We start from the raw sequence: 14,242 nt of genomic DNA, 5'->3' as shown, positions 1-14,242 counted from the left end.
ATACTTCAGTCAACACAACACAAAGGGTGATTGACATGACAGAACAAGCAAACGTAATGATGATTATAGGGGCATCTAAAGGCTTAGGAAGACAATTGGCTCTGCACTTTAGCCAAAAGGGGTATCGACTTGTTTTGGTTGCACGAGGAGAAAAAAATCTAAAGGCAGTCGGAGAAGAGATCCAACTGCGTTCGGGCAAAGAGCCATTAGTGCTTCAAGGGGACATGAGCCAGGAGGAAGATGTTGAACGTATCGTTTCCGTTGCCCTAGCTCATTATCATCGGATCGATGTGCTGATTAATAATGCCTCTGTCTTTGGACCAGGGCCATCGGTTTTGTTAGATTATCCAACGGATTCGTTTTCGGACGTTCTTTTAACAAACGTGGTAGGTCCTTTCTTGATGACGCGCCAGGTGCTGCCAACCATGCTTGCTCAGGGTAGTGGCGTTGTCCTTACGGTAACATCGGAGGCAGGTCAAACTGGTTTTGCGGAATGGGGAGCTTATGGCATATCCAAATTCGCCGTTGAAGGAATGATTCAGACATGGGCAGATGAGCTTGAAGAATCAGGGGTACGGATGCATCTCATTGATCCAGGTGAAATGGACACGGAAATGCACGCCATCGCTGTCCCGGATTGCGATTATCCATTGGCACGACCGGCAGATGCCATTCCTTTATTTGAACGGGCACTTCATTTGGAGAAATCGCCTTTACGCATCGCAGCATCAGAGGAGGAGTCAGAATGAATGCATTTCAAAAGCAGCTGATTCCTAAAGATGCTTCAATACCACCTGAAAAAGCAGGAAAAAGCCGCTCAAAAGTACGCCTGCTGCATTTTGATTCATTGACCAAACAAATGAAGCACAAACAGTTTGAAAGACTGCCAGAAGTGTTTAGGAAAGGCGATGTCGTTGTTTTAAACACAAGTCGAACGATTCCTGCTGTGCTACACACTATGAAAGGAGAAGAAATCCGTTTGTCCCGACAATGCCGTAAAGGGGTATGGGACGTCCTGTTTGTCAAACCACCTAAGCGGGTTTTTCATCGATTTCCTGGTGGATTGACTGGGAAAATTGTTGGTAGAGGCAGTGAGTCACCTTTAATTCAAATGGCATTTTCGTTGCAAGGGGCAGTCTTCTTTGAGCATTTGTACCGTCACGGCGATGTTGTTCGTTATGAGCACTTGTCTCACCCTTGGTCACTACGCTATTTTCAGACAGTGTATGCGAATGAGCCTGGCTCGGTGGAAATGCCGTCCGCTGGGAGAGCGTTTACGTGGAAGTTGATTAATGACTTGCAAAGAAAGGGAGTGAAAGTGGAGTCAATTTGCCTTCACGCTGGCTTAAGCTATTATGGAAACGACAGCTGGCCATCACCAGCCCTGCACCCAGAGCCATTTACTGTCTCGCAAAAAACGGTGGAAACCATTAAGCATGCAAAAGAAAATGGCGGACGTGTCGTAGCTGTGGGAACGACGGTTGTGCGAGCATTAGAAAGTGCGCATTCTCCTGGTGGAGTTCTTCAACCGACAAAAGGTGAAACGGCGTTATACGTGACCGCTGAAAGCGCATTATCAGTCGTTGACGGTTTGCTTACTGGCTTCCATGAATTTGAAGCAAGCCATTTGGATATGTTAACTGCTTTTGTCACGAAGGAGGACCTTGAAGCAATGTATCAAGAGGCGCTAAAGGAGAGGTATCTATGGCACGAATTTGGCGATATGAACCTGATTTTGCCTTCAAAAGCTTAGCAATTCATCATCTTGGCATTCATGTGAAATCACTTTTCAAAGCAGTCACAGTACTACAGACATATGGGTTTGTCGTCGAAGGGTGGAAGCAAATCGAAGAGGAACACCTATGTTTCTTACGAAAAGACGATAAGGTCCTTGAAATCATTGAAGGGGGAGAGGCAGCGGAGTGGTATCATGTGTCTGTTGCTATGCCTTTAGACGATCGTTTGATTGAAGAGCACTTGTATAGAAAAGGGTATCGCCGCGATATACAGACTTACGATATCAATGGTGTGGGAACCTCCAATTTTTATACGCACCCTCTTTGTTTCTCGGTGGAGCTTGTTCTCACCGGTTAGTGATGTTCTCAAGCTACAATAGACTGAAGCAGACTTGCGCTCGCTGAGGCTGCTTCAGTTTATTGTATATTGTGTTAAACATCGAAGGATGGTGGCTTGGCAACGCCGACTTGAATGGCGAATAACGCGGCTTGGGTGCGATCTTGAACGCCTAGCTTGCTTAATAGTCTAGACACATGGGTTTTTACCGTTAGTTCAGAGATTTGCAGCTCCAAGGCAATTTCTTTATTGCTTCTTCCCGTACTTATTTCAATAAGCACCCCCAGCTCTCGTTCAGTAAGTGTGGCAAGTCGCTGATCTTTCTCCGAGGTCATATGGGAAAGAACATGGTTCATAACGCTTGGGTGGATTGCATTTCCACCTTGTACAGCAGCAAAAATTGTTTGGGCAAGCTCTTCAGGATCAACATCCTTGAGTTGATAGCCTTTTGCTCCCGCCTGCAACGCTGGAATCACATAATCCTGGTCTGAAAAGCTAGTAACTACGATAATGATCGCGTTCGGAGATTCAGTTAAGATTCGCTTGGTCGCTTGAATACCATCCCCAGATTTGAGTTGTAAGTCCATTAAAACAACATCAGGCTGCAGTGTAATAAATTGTGAGACTGCCTCATTTTCAGTTTCGGCTTCACCGAGAACAGAGATTCCTTCAACGGATTGAAAGAAAAAACGAAGCCCTTGACGGACAATTTTGTGATCATCAACTAGAAGTAAAGAAATGCTCAAATCGGCTCCTCACTTTCTGGAAACACAAGGGTCCACGTTGTCCCCGTGTCTGAATCTGACGTCATTTTTGCTGTTCCTTGAAGTTCGGCTGCACGTGTCCTCATATGTCGAACCCCAAAACCTTCAACTAACTCCGCAACATCAACACCATTTCCATTGTCTCTGATTTGCAACGTTACCTGGTCGTTATTTTTTGACATTGTCACTGTCACCTGCTCAGATGTGCTGTGTTTGCGTGCATTGTTTAACGCTTCCTGAATAAAACGAAAGACGGTTTCTAAGCAAGACGGCGACAGTGAAATTATTGGATCGATGTCTACGGAAATGTCGAGCTGAAGCAGGCGTCCATAATGGATAATAGCATCGGGCAATGAGTCGTCGATATCTGGCAGCTCTCGATGGGACACGAGGTGCTTTAATTGTTTTAGCGCGTGTTCGGTCACATGCTGAATATGATGAAGGCCATCTTTGAGCTGACCTTCTGGTACCCCTCGTGAAAGTCCTTTTGTATGAAGCGAAATCGAAAACAATAACTGATTCACCGAATCGTGAAGCTCTTGTGCCAGGCGGTGGCGTTCTGTTTCGCGAGTCAGCTGCTGCTGCTCTTCTTCAAGAGCAATTCGTTCTACATAAACGCTGATATGGAGCATCACCGTTTCGAGGACATCTTGGGGAACTTTTGTTTTGTTCTGTATTTGAAGCCATAACGAAGAAAGTTGTGTATCTACGCTCGTCTCTGCATTGAACTGTTTGCCTTGCCTAGAGCCTACTTCAAATCCCTGGTTGTCGATGGTTAATGAGACGAAGGTCCAGCCGTAGGTCAATTGCATTTGTTCAACAACATGTTGAACTGTTCGAGGGCCGTTTGGTCGGTGGAGCACACCAGTAAATTCGCTTGTTTTATCTAGAAGTTCTTGGCGTTCGTATGACTCTTCAAGCAATTGGAAGCGTTTTATGGAGGTGCCCATTTGAAATGCCACTGTCTCTAACAGCTCCAACTCCTCTTTAGCAAAATGCTGCTTTCCAGGTGAAGCCACATTGATTAAGCCGACTGCTTCATTTCCCGCCATGAGAGGAATCGTGGCGTGATGAGTCGTATCATTTGTTAACCCATCATTCGCTTCAATTGCTCGCTCCAGTCGCTGACATTCCAATATATTGACTGCCTTTTGCAGCTTTCCTTTTAAAAATTGCGATTTGCACCAGCAACCACCTTCTTTTAGTCTGCGACAGTCGTTGTTTACGAGTGCAGGAGGGGCTCCGTGCTCTGTAATCAAAGAATGGGTCCCATCCTTTGAAATAAAAAACACCCAGCCGCTTTGAAGTCCCGTGATGTCTAACAAGCGTTTTAAAGCTGCCAACAACATGTTGTCTAGCTTGGTCCCCGTTGATAGGGTTTTGGCAATTTCCTTAAGCATTGCAAGATGATCCATCTCTTCGTTCCTCCTCGCTACCTGTAGTTTATCATAGCGCTTTTCGCTATAGTGCTGAAAATAGTAAACAGAGAGTAAGCTTAAAGCTTGTGAACAAGCAGAACGTTTGCCCATTTTAGGCAACTGGTAAATAGAATTCTAAATGGAATGTCATTTTTTAAATCGATCACAGCTAAAAGGAAATGGATGATTTTCATTGAATGAAATACATAATGATTATTTAGACGCAAGCATTTCGTTCGCATTCATTTGTAAATTTGCGTAGGTTTTTCATGCAAGCCATTTTTGTACGTGATAAAATGAAAAACACATAAATGTAACCGATTTCAAGGAGGGAAACAAGTGGAAAAAGAAAAACTTCCATTGCCTTCAAAGGCACAACAAAAGTGGCAAGATTTAGAGATGGGGATGTTTATCCATTTTGGAATGAATACGTTTCGCGCACAAGAATGGGGCGATGGCACGGATGATCCGTCACATTTTCATCCGACTCAGCTTGACTGCAAGCAATGGGCACGAACTGCGAAACAAGCGGGCTTTTCTTACTGTGTGTTAACGGCAAAACATCATGACGGGTTTTGCTTATGGCCGACAAAAACAACCTCCTATAGTGTTGCGTCATCACCATGGAAAAATGGAGACGGCGATGTCGTTCGTGAGTTTGTTGAAGCGTGTAAAGAAGAGGGTTTAGGCTATGGGTTATATTTGTCGCCTTGGGATCGAAATGCCCCTTGCTACAGTGATGAAGAAGCTTATAACGACTTTTATGCCGCTCAATTGACAGAGCTCACGACTCAATACGGTCAACTTGTAGAGCTATGGTTCGATGGGGCAGGTTCTGAAGGAAGGCGCTATGATTGGCAGCGCATTATGGCCATTGTTAACGAACAACAACCTGATGCCATGGTGTTTAATATGGGAGCCCCAACCGTTCGCTGGGCGGGGAATGAAGATGGAGTTGCCCCATATCCGTGTTGGAATGCTGCTGAGCAGGCGAAGGTTAGTATGTTCACAAAGGATATGACAGCCTGGTTGCCAGAGACCTCTTCATGGGTGCCAGCAGAATGCAATGCACCTATCCGTAAGCTTCGTTGGTTCTGGCGTCCAAATGATGAGGACACATTGCGCACTGCTGACGAACTTATGGACATGTATTATCGTTCTGTTGGCCATGGAGCACAGCTTATGTTAAACATCGCACCAGACGATCGCGGGTTAATGCCGCAAGCAGATTGTGATGTCGTGTTTGGGTTTAGTCAGAAGCGAAAGGATGTCTTTCACAACATGGTTGGAGAAACCTCAGGACAAGGTCCTGTTCACGAGGTTGTTTTTGAACAACCGCAAGAGGTAAACCATTTTATTTTACAGGAAGACATTTCGTTTGGAGAGCGGATTCGAGCGTACAAGCTTGAGGCGCTCATCGCAACAGGAGACTGGGAGCTCCTCGTTGAAGGGTCAGCAGTAGGTCACAAAAAAATTGACCGCATCCCGACAGTACGGTCAACACATTTTCGCTTAACCGTTCTTGATTCATTAGAAACACCGCAGATCCAAACGTTTAAATTATACGGTTGAATGTCAAATAGGCAACAAGGCTGCTCAATTTTTTGATGCAGCCTTGTTCGGTATGAAGATTAAAATTTTTGCACAAGAAAGATACCTGCAATAATAAGTGCAGCTCCTACTAGACGGGGAAGATTAATTTCGTGTACGGGCAAAGAAAGAAGGCCATAATGATCCATTACCATTGCGGCAATCAACTGTCCCGCAAGCAAAAATGACACGGTCGCTGCGGCACCAAGACGAGGCGTCAGAATGATCGTTGAGAACACGTAAAATGCGCCTAGCAATCCACCTGTCCAAATCCACCATGGCGCTTGCGTGAGTGGTTTGGCTTGCGAAAAGAAGCCATTAAAGAACGATAAAATTGTTAAACAGATAAGGCCGACAAAAAACGAAATAGCTGCAGCGGTTACAGGTGAACCGACCCAGGATCTGAGTTGAGAATTCACATTAAACTGAAAAGGTTGGGCAGCACCAGCGAGAATAGCAAAAACAAGAAGCAATACCATCGTCCAACTCATAAGCGTCTCCTTTCGATCTATTGACAATGCTCTCATTTTAACGGAGAGCAAAAGGATGAGCAATTTATTTTATCTTTCTGTGGGTTACATATGTGACACAAAGGGAACAGAGTCGTAGTAGTTAATTGACAAAAGGTGGTGCAGCCGATGCCAAATGAATTGTTAGCATGTTATCAAGCGTGCATTGATACTTTGAGGGCCAGCAATGAGTGTTATGATGCCTGTTTGCTTGAAACCAATCCTGCTGAATTAAAAGAATGCATTCGATTAACGCGTGAATGTGCGGACATGTGTGCATTTGCAGCTCAAGCGATTTCTAGAAAAAGCCCATATGTAGAACAAATTTGTGCGCTTTGTGCGCAGATTTGTGAGGCGTGTGGTCATGCATGCGGACCTCATCAGCACGACTACTGTCAGCGCTGTGCGAAGCAGTGCTTCCAGTGTGCTGAGGCATGCCGGGCAATCTTTGCATAATCATTTTCGACGATACATAAAAACCACCTAGGAATCTTGTTCCCTAGGTGGTTTTTATGTATCGATGGTTCAGATACCTTCGTTACGAAGGGCTGTCCGGTACGAAGGAATAGCATACGAATGAAGGCGTGTATGGTTCACACAAGCATCATTGACTTGTGTGAATTCTTAATAAAGAACACCGTTCGACAAAAAAGACGTTTACGCAGCTAATAATGGTCAAGGTTTTTAACTTCAACATAAACAAACGCAGGATAGCGTACTGTTTCCTCGCGTACCTTTGAAGAACGAAAAAACTTCTGATTGAAGCTCTCGCATAGCTCCTTAGCCTTCTCTTCTGTGGAGCAATAACCGACATAATTATGACTAAATTCTATAGGTTCACCCTGATGATTTGTCATTGCATCAAAAACTTCGATTAAATAGATTGATTTTTTTTCATTCATACCTTAACACTCCTTTAAGTTTTAAAAAAACCCTATAAAGGAATCTTATGTTAAAATCGTATGACTTTGTACTCAAATTAATATTTTTTAAAGAAAATACTGCGATTATATTTAAATTTAATAATATCTTTAGCAAATAATGTTCGATATTCTTGATTTCTACAGATATCGGTTCGATTATTGAATCTTTTTTGAGTTTAAGTAAAGAAATCCGTTGATTATAACATAAAAGTCATCACTTTACATTTTATGGTTAAATATCGACAAAATCGGTCGGTTATCGACAAATTATGAGAAAAAGCTTTCAGAGAAAAACAATAATATTAAAACAGGTGACTATTTACTCATTTTATATATCGGTACAATTGTACTATTTAAAAAATGAAATGGTTGAGGTTGAATGATGAATTATTTGTTAATTGATGTAAATTATGAGGGTGGTTTGGAAGGTTTCTAATGATTTCTTAACGAAACGAAAGGCGAGGTACGTTGAATAGGATTTCTTACAAAAGGACTCTTTGCGACGAACAGGGTTTCAGTACATGGGCTGGATACTTATATGACAAAAGGTATTTTAGACAATGAAAAATCCGAACTAAGCTACCAAATTCTGAGTGAATTTTCGAGTCAGTCGGATTTTTTGTTAGGGAAAAGGTCGCTTATAGACGAGTATCTTTCTGTTCTGTTCCCGTGTCCTTATCGTCGGATTCTTGGAAGAAGATATCCTCTAAAGTGAGTGTTTTTGGCGTAACGCCATAAACAGAGGCACCGAACTTCACTAGAGAAGAGGTTAAATGAGGAACACGTTCAATTGTATCTGTTTCTAGAAGCATTTCTTTTTCTGTAAGCTGTTGAATTGTCAGTTCCGGGATCACTTCATGAAGCCAATTTTCCGTAATGGGTTCTGCACTCACATAGGATACATTTAATGTCACGCGTCGGTTTGCTTCTTTTTGAAGCTCCTCTAAACTTCCAACACGTTCCACACGTCCCTGATGGAGAATGGCCATACGATGGCACAGCTTTTCAATTTCGTTTAAATTATGAGAGGTTAATAGAATTGTTTTGCCTTCCTCATTCAGACCTTTAATGAGCGCCTGAATCTCCTTTGCAGATTCAGGGTCAAGACCAGAAGTCGGTTCATCTAAAAACAAAAGCTTTGGATCGCCGAGCAATGCTTGGGCAAGGGAGAGCTTTTTCTTCATCCCAAAGGAAAAAGAGGCAATTTTTTTGCGTCCTTCGTCCTTTAATCCAACAGATTCCAAGAGTGATTGAATTTTGGTAGAATCCGAAGATGCATTCTTCAGCTGGGCCATGTATTTGAGAAAATCTGCCGCCCGCAAATGAGAATACATCGTTGAGGCATCTGGCATGACGCCGATAATTTTCTTTATTTCATTCATCGAGGCTTCTGTTTGACCAAAGGCTCCAAATTGCCCAGATGATTTTTTTATTAGTCCCGTAATGATATGGATGAATGTCGATTTTCCGGCTCCGTTTCTACCGACAAAACCAAAAAGTTCACCTTCATTTATAGTCAGATTAAGCCCGTTTAACACAGGGCGATTTCCATAGTTTTTCATTAGTTGTTCGACGTGAAGTGCTTTCATGCTACACATCCTTTCTATTTAGCAATAGAAACGCAAGTGCGAAAAATACTACGGCCCATACCAATGGAATAAAGTACAATTCAGGACTTTGCATTGTAACCCCTTCTAATAGAGGATAGTAAGGAAGTACATACTGATGAATGATCGTTAGAATCGGATCATCACGAAATTGGGCAACGATGGCAAATATAGGAGCTCCAATTCCAAGTAGTAGACCAACAAACATGCTCATGCCTGGTTTGGGAATGCATAAGGACAAAAGCAAAGTAGCGGCAACTGTGTACAAAAAGAAAATAGCTAGTGGAATGATGCCGCTAAGAACGTTGGTACCAGAAAAAATTGTCAACAACAACAAACAGAGGGTGATGCAAACAAACCAAAACATGAATACACCTAAAAATTTGCCTGAGAGAAGCGAAAGTCGTGATATTTTTGTAAGTGTAAAACGTATGGATTGTAATGAAATGTCTCTGTTGATGATGTCGTGTGACAAACTAAACACGTAAAGGAACCCAATGCCAAACGTCCCAAAGAGGAATACAATCATAACGGTTTCATTGACATCGGTTAATGCGAGATCCTCCGTCATCATTGCCTCGCTAGCGAGATTTTGTAAGCTTGATAAACCATAGCTCATAAGAAGGAGGGAAACGATGACACCTATTGTTTTAAAGCTTTTAATTAATTGAAACCATTCGTACCTAGCAACCCAAAACACAGCCACACATCCTTTCAATAAATTAAATAGACTTTTAAAACTAAAATGATCGTACCATAGATTGGTAGTCTTACGCACGAATGGATAGTTGAAAGTAGACATCCTTAACGATTCATAAATTGGAGAGATGAAATTCTAGTCGTTGATCGTGCAAGCTGCTATAAGCTCGCATCTGACCAAGGGCACAAGTGCAACATCGATTCGAAAAGACCTCAACGTGTTTTCTTTGCTGTAGGAGTCTCGCTAGTGGCTGCTTTTAATGATGTACTCATTTTCTATGATGTGACATGAATTCAAAAGGGGCTCATCTAGTTAATTAGAGCACAGAGATCCGCTTAGTTACTAAAAGGCGATTCTTTAGATAATACAGGATGGTGGGCATGTGCACCTTAAAAGTTACTGAATACAGCAGGTTTTGTTCTCAAGATATTTAATCGGTCTATCTCACCTTGCTTCCATTTAGGCATAGCAAGCGTTGAAGTTATCTAAACATAAGTACACCGCTGCATCAATACTGCACTAGATGATCCAGTTTTACATGAAACGATGCACACTTGTCTTAATTGGTAAGCAAAACGACTTAATCTTAATATGCTTTTTCCTCGCTATATGAGGCCAGGAAATAATAAAAAATTTACGCAGAAACAAACATTAGCGTAGTCAAAATACGTAGACTCCTACGGGAACAGCACGAGCTGAAGATCCCGCAGGAAAGCAAGATTCCGAGGAAGCTGAAGCCGTGCCCGCGGAAAGCGAAGTGTTTTGACGAAGCGGTCGAGAGTACCTCGTCGTGTTTTCTTTTCACCCTAAGGGCACAAGGGCAACATCGATTCGAAAGGACCTCATCGTGTTTTCTTTGCCGCTGGAGTCTCGCTCATTGGATGAAGTGCAAAAAAAGAAGCTTCCGGAATCCCGGAAGCTTCAGAGGTGCCCAACGCTTGTTTACTATTTTTCTTTGCTTTTTACAGTGCGTAATGCCCGTCGTATGTCTCCAACAGCTTTTCTTTAGACGAGACGTTTGCGGATCGAGCTTGAGATTAGGTCGATGATAAGGACCATAAAGATGATGCCAAACAAGATGATACCAACGCGTGACCAATCTCGAACCTGCAAAGCGAAAATTAAAGCTGTACCTATACCCCCGGCACCAATGATTCCTAAAATGGATGCGGACCGCACATTGATTTCAAGACGGTACAGTGTGCTTGAAACTAGGCTTGGCAGCACCTGTGGCAAAATGGCGAAAAGAAAGATTTGTGCTTTGTTTGCCCCTGTAGCGAGTAAGGCTTCAGATGGCCCATGGTCTAGGTTTTCAATATCTTCCGCATACAGTTTCCCCAGCATACCGACGGCGCCTACACCTAGGGCCAAAACACCTGCAAATGGACCTGGTCCGACGGCTTTAATAAATAGGAGAGCCATGACAATGTCTGGGAATGTTCGGATAAAGCTCAATACCCCTTTACCGGAACCAGAAATAATTCGGTATTTGCTAAGGTTTGATGCTGCCCAAAAGGAGATGGGAAAAGCAATGATGGTCGAGATAAAGATGCCTAAAAAGGCAATTCCGACGGTTTCCAAAAGACCTCTCAATAAGTCTTCTCCTGCTGGATCGTAAACATATCCCCAGTCAGGGTTTATTAAACCATCGAAAATACTTGCTGTGACAATCATGGCGGATTCTTTTATCCCGCTGAATGAAATGCCGCCAAACGCCCAAATGTAGATAAGCAGGACGATCAACGAAATGACAATTCGTTTTGACCAGACCTTGAAACGTTGACGTTTTAGTTGTACTTGATCTTGTTTCATCGCAATCGCTCCTGAAGTCGTGTACTAATCCAATCAATGAGGATGACCACGAGCAAGGTATAAAGAATGATCGTCGTTGTACGCTCATACTGTAATGAGGATAATGTCTGGTCATATACAAGACCGATACCGCCGGCACCAACAAGCCCGAGAATTGCGGCAGCTCGAACATTCACTTCAAATGTATACAGCACGTAAGACGCAAACTTTGGCATGACCTGCGGGAGAACACTGTAGATGATCCACTGTATGTGGTTTGCGCCGACAGCTTTCATTGCCTCAAGGGGTCCTGGGTCAATCACCTCTGTTGCTTCATAAGACAATTTGGCGATGATGCCGATTGAAAAAATCGTCAGCGCCAGTACCCCAGCTAACGCATTGTACCCGACAATGGCTGCGAAAATGGCCGCCAATAGTAGATCAGGGACTGTTCTAAGAACGTTTAGCACAACACGAGCAGATTGATGGAGCCAGGAAGTAGTCGTGACATTGGACGCACAAAGCAAAATAAATGGAACGGAAATGATGGCTCCAAAGGTTGTTCCGAGCAGAGCCATCCGTAATGTTTCTAAAATAGGTTCCGTTAGGTTGTCAAAGTAATCGAGGTCTGGAGGTAGCATTCGCCAAACCAAGTCATACATTTGCGTAAAACCTTCGAATAGTCTAGTAAAGCTGGCGTCTGTTTGAACGACGCTCATCCAAAGCAGTAAAAGAATGATAAGGGCTGTAAACAAATGCTTTATTTTGGTTGGTCGTTTAGGGAACTGATTTGCTGGCCTACTCATTGGGTGGCCTCTCCCAATAATTCATCTGATTGAATCGGTCGTCCATAAATTTCAGCAAACGCTTCATCTGTAGCTTCTTCTACAGGCCCATCAAAAACAACTTCTCCTTGCCTTAATCCGATGATTCGAGTTGCGTATTTTCTTGCAAGATCAATAAAATGTAAGTTAACAATTGTAGTGATGCCGTCGTTTTCATTGATTCGCTTTAAGTCATCCATGACCTGTTCGGTGGTCAGTGGGTCAAGCGATGCAACGGGTTCATCTGCGAGGATGATTTTTGGTTCCTGGGCAAGTGCTCTTGCGATGGATACGCGCTGCTGCTGGCCACCAGAAAGCTGATCGGCACGATGATACGCTTTGTCGACAATATTGACACGTCCCAATGCGTTTAAGGCAAGCTCTACATCTTTTTTAGGAAATAACCCAAAGGCTGTTCGCAGCGTCGAGTGATAACCGACACGTCCAGACAACACGTTGCGTAACACGGTAGAACGACGGACGAGATTAAAGTTTTGAAAAATCATCCCAATACCGAGCCGCATTTTACGAAGTTTTAATGAATTTGCTGTGGTAATGTTTTGACCATCGATCGTAATGGTGCCAGACGAGACATCATTCAAGCGATTAATCGAGCGTAACAAAGTAGACTTCCCTGCACCAGAGAGCCCGACGATGACAACGAATTCTCCTTGATTAATCGTTAGGTTAATATTTTTCAGACCCTTGGTGCCGTTCGGATACTCCTTCGACACATCTTTAAATTCGATCATACGAGCCAACCCCAACTTTCTTCATAATTAACAAGATTAAAGAACATTTCTCTATTCAGAACAAATAGAGAAGGAAGGCCGATTCCGGCCCTCCTATGTTCTATTCGGTTTTCACTTTTTCAGCGTACTCTCGAACAATGTCAAAGTTCGAATTATCGGATTCTACATACCCTTCATGAGAGTAAATGTCACTAATGATGGCATGGCCTTCTTCAGACTTGCCGATTTCGATAAAGGCTTGCTGTACTTTCGTTGCGAACTCATCATCGATTTCCGGACGAATCGCGATTGTATCGTTTGGAATCCACTCCGTCATAGCGACAATTTTCGTTTCCTCAAAAATAGCTGGATAATCGCCTTTGACGATGTTTCTTGCATCTTGGAAGACTGCCGCTGCGTCTACACTTCCGTCCATTAACGCAAGAACCGCTGCATCATGTCCTTTGAAATTAACGCCGTTAATATCATTTAATGGATCAATTCCATTGTCCAGCATTAAGGCAGCAGGCCATACATACCCTGCAGAAGAAGTGAAATCTTGAATGGCAATTGTTTTTCCTTTTAAATCCTCAACACTGTTAATGTCAGAGTCTGCTTTTGCAATGATAATGGACTTGTACGCATCAACAAGCTCGTCCGTTGGTGTACCATCTTCATCATTGACACCATAGCGTTGAGCTTGAAGGATAACGTCTGCTGCCCCTTGCTCATGAGCAAGGACATAAGTCGTTGGTGGCAAGAAGCCGACATCAATTTGATCAGACATCATTGCTTCAATAACTGTGTTGTAGCTTGTCGAAACGCTCACTTCGACAGGGATATCGAGCTGCTCTGTTAGCAATCCTTCTAGTGGCTTAGCCTTTGCTTCGAGCGATCCAGCGTTTTGAGAAGGAACAAATTGAACGCGTAACGTTTGTGGAACTTCGCCAGTTGCTTCTGCTTCTGCCTCAGCGTCAGCATCTTCTCCCCCGTCCGTTGTTGATTCGCTGGTCGTCTGCTCTTCTGGTGTATCTTCAGTGGTTCCTTCGTTGCCTCCACCACAAGCCGTAATGAACAGCATAAGCATTACAAGTGCAAGCGTTATGTACCATTGTTTCTTCACTTCGTTTTCCCCCTTGGAAATTAAGTTAAAAAGTAGCAACTAAGCTAGGCACATTGTAGCATGAATCCAAGCTTAAAAGATGAAGAAATTGTAAAGATTTTCGATAATATGTCTGATTTTCCTGCTGTAAAAAAGCTCTGTGGTAGAGCATAAAAGCAATATTTCCTACTTTACAAAAAAATAAAACAA

General features: G+C 43.1%; 15 protein-coding genes. 5 read left to right on the top strand and 10 right to left on the bottom strand.

Going from position 1 to position 14,242, the window contains the following annotated elements:
- Nucleotides 1-35 precede the first annotated feature (35 nt).
- Genes EV213_RS01010 through EV213_RS01000 form a run of 3 tightly spaced genes read left to right on the top strand, consistent with a single transcriptional unit; the run spans nt 36 to nt 2,094 of the window.
- Nucleotides 36-749: an SDR family NAD(P)-dependent oxidoreductase gene (locus EV213_RS01010; RefSeq protein ID WP_133578610.1), complete on the top strand. Its 714-nt coding sequence runs from the start codon at nt 36-38 to the stop codon at nt 747-749.
- Nucleotides 746-1,753, top strand: coding sequence for an S-adenosylmethionine:tRNA ribosyltransferase-isomerase (locus EV213_RS01005; RefSeq protein WP_133578609.1), 1,008 nt, complete (start codon nt 746-748; stop codon nt 1,751-1,753). Before EV213_RS01010 ends, EV213_RS01005 begins: the two co-directional genes overlap by 4 nt.
- Nucleotides 1,705-2,094 (top strand): hypothetical protein, encoded by a 390-nt coding sequence (locus EV213_RS01000; protein WP_133578608.1) that lies wholly within the window; start codon nt 1,705-1,707, stop codon nt 2,092-2,094. Before EV213_RS01005 ends, EV213_RS01000 begins: the two co-directional genes overlap by 49 nt.
- Before the next feature lie 74 nt (nt 2,095-2,168).
- On the opposite strand, the gene EV213_RS00995 is transcribed toward EV213_RS01000, so the two are convergent.
- Complete coding sequence (locus EV213_RS00995) at nt 2,169-2,819, bottom strand: response regulator (protein ID WP_133578607.1); 651 nt, start codon at nt 2,817-2,819, stop codon at nt 2,169-2,171.
- Nucleotides 2,816-4,252, bottom strand: a complete 1,437-nt coding sequence (locus EV213_RS00990; RefSeq protein WP_166639105.1) for a GAF domain-containing sensor histidine kinase — start codon at nt 4,250-4,252, stop codon at nt 2,816-2,818. Before EV213_RS00990 ends, EV213_RS00995 begins: the two co-directional genes overlap by 4 nt.
- A 342-nt stretch (nt 4,253-4,594) precedes the next feature.
- Between EV213_RS00990 and EV213_RS00985 the strand changes: the two genes are divergently transcribed.
- The gene (locus EV213_RS00985) at nt 4,595-5,827 is read left to right on the top strand and encodes an alpha-L-fucosidase (RefSeq protein WP_133578605.1); all 1,233 of its coding nucleotides are present in this window, start codon (nt 4,595-4,597) and stop codon (nt 5,825-5,827) included.
- A 59-nt stretch (nt 5,828-5,886) separates the two neighbouring features.
- Here the strand turns inward: EV213_RS00985 and EV213_RS00980 are convergent, their stop codons facing one another.
- The gene (locus EV213_RS00980; RefSeq protein WP_243739939.1) at nt 5,887-6,336 is read right to left on the bottom strand and encodes a DMT family transporter; all 450 of its coding nucleotides are present in this window, start codon (nt 6,334-6,336) and stop codon (nt 5,887-5,889) included.
- Nucleotides 6,337-6,483: 147 nt separating this feature from the next.
- Between EV213_RS00980 and EV213_RS00975 the strand changes: the two genes are divergently transcribed.
- A complete protein-coding gene (locus tag EV213_RS00975; protein WP_133578604.1) occupies nt 6,484-6,810 on the top strand; it encodes a four-helix bundle copper-binding protein in 327 nt (108 codons plus the stop codon).
- A 209-nt stretch (nt 6,811-7,019) separates the two neighbouring features.
- Here the strand turns inward: EV213_RS00975 and EV213_RS00970 are convergent, their stop codons facing one another.
- The 7 genes from EV213_RS00970 to EV213_RS00940 all read right to left on the bottom strand — a co-directional run bounded on the left by EV213_RS00970 (nt 7,020) and on the right by EV213_RS00940 (nt 14,053).
- On the bottom strand, nt 7,020-7,256 hold the full coding sequence (locus EV213_RS00970; protein ID WP_133578603.1) for a hypothetical protein: 237 nt from the start codon (nt 7,254-7,256) through the stop codon (nt 7,020-7,022).
- A 659-nt stretch (nt 7,257-7,915) separates the two neighbouring features.
- Complete coding sequence (locus EV213_RS00965; protein ID WP_166639104.1) at nt 7,916-8,866, bottom strand: ABC transporter ATP-binding protein; 951 nt, start codon at nt 8,864-8,866, stop codon at nt 7,916-7,918.
- A 1-nt stretch (nt 8,867) separates the two neighbouring features.
- Nucleotides 8,868-9,590, bottom strand: coding sequence for an ABC transporter permease subunit (locus EV213_RS00960; RefSeq protein ID WP_208112697.1), 723 nt, complete (start codon nt 9,588-9,590; stop codon nt 8,868-8,870).
- A gap of 999 nt (nt 9,591-10,589) precedes the next feature.
- Nucleotides 10,590-11,396, bottom strand: coding sequence for a phosphonate ABC transporter, permease protein PhnE (phnE, locus tag EV213_RS00955; protein ID WP_133578600.1), 807 nt, complete (start codon nt 11,394-11,396; stop codon nt 10,590-10,592).
- Nucleotides 11,393-12,181 carry a phosphonate ABC transporter, permease protein PhnE gene (phnE, locus tag EV213_RS00950; RefSeq protein ID WP_133578599.1) on the bottom strand — a complete coding sequence of 263 codons (789 nt, stop codon included), beginning with the start codon at nt 12,179-12,181 and terminating at the stop codon, nt 11,393-11,395. Before phnE (EV213_RS00950) ends, phnE (EV213_RS00955) begins: the two co-directional genes overlap by 4 nt.
- Nucleotides 12,178-12,951: a phosphonate ABC transporter ATP-binding protein gene (gene phnC / locus EV213_RS00945; protein ID WP_133578598.1), complete on the bottom strand. Its 774-nt coding sequence runs from the start codon at nt 12,949-12,951 to the stop codon at nt 12,178-12,180. The genes phnE (EV213_RS00950) and phnC overlap by 4 nt, the downstream gene beginning before the upstream one ends.
- A gap of 100 nt (nt 12,952-13,051) precedes the next feature.
- A complete protein-coding gene (locus EV213_RS00940; protein ID WP_133578597.1) occupies nt 13,052-14,053 on the bottom strand; it encodes a phosphate/phosphite/phosphonate ABC transporter substrate-binding protein in 1,002 nt (333 codons plus the stop codon).
- Nucleotides 14,054-14,242: the final 189 nt, after the last annotated feature.

It is taken from the genome of Aureibacillus halotolerans (assembly GCF_004363045.1).
Lineage (GTDB): Bacteria > Bacillota > Bacilli > Bacillales > DSM-28697 > Aureibacillus > Aureibacillus halotolerans.
Note: the sequence above shows the minus strand (reverse complement) of the source record. Positions and strands in the feature narration are given on the sequence as shown.

Bases quoted from the DNA above. Each gene is read 5' to 3' on its own strand.
- EV213_RS01010 (WP_133578610.1), top strand. From the start codon at position 36: ATGACAGAACAAGCAAACGTAATGATGATTATAGGGGCATCTAAAGGC.
- EV213_RS01005 (WP_133578609.1), top strand. From the start codon at position 746: ATGAATGCATTTCAAAAGCAGCTGATTCCTAAAGATGCTTCAATACCA.
- EV213_RS01000 (WP_133578608.1), top strand. From the start codon at position 1,705: ATGGCACGAATTTGGCGATATGAACCTGATTTTGCCTTCAAAAGCTTA.
- EV213_RS00990 (WP_166639105.1), bottom strand. From the start codon at position 4,252: ATGGATCATCTTGCAATGCTTAAGGAAATTGCCAAAACCCTATCAACG.
- EV213_RS00980 (WP_243739939.1), bottom strand. From the start codon at position 6,336: ATGAGTTGGACGATGGTATTGCTTCTTGTTTTTGCTATTCTCGCTGGT.
- EV213_RS00975 (WP_133578604.1), top strand. From the start codon at position 6,484: ATGCCAAATGAATTGTTAGCATGTTATCAAGCGTGCATTGATACTTTG.
- EV213_RS00970 (WP_133578603.1), bottom strand. From the start codon at position 7,256: ATGAATGAAAAAAAATCAATCTATTTAATCGAAGTTTTTGATGCAATG.
- EV213_RS00965 (WP_166639104.1), bottom strand. From the start codon at position 8,866: ATGAAAGCACTTCACGTCGAACAACTAATGAAAAACTATGGAAATCGC.
- phnE (WP_133578600.1), bottom strand. From the start codon at position 11,396: ATGAAACAAGATCAAGTACAACTAAAACGTCAACGTTTCAAGGTCTGG.
- phnE (WP_133578599.1), bottom strand. From the start codon at position 12,181: ATGAGTAGGCCAGCAAATCAGTTCCCTAAACGACCAACCAAAATAAAG.
- phnC (WP_133578598.1), bottom strand. From the start codon at position 12,951: ATGATCGAATTTAAAGATGTGTCGAAGGAGTATCCGAACGGCACCAAG.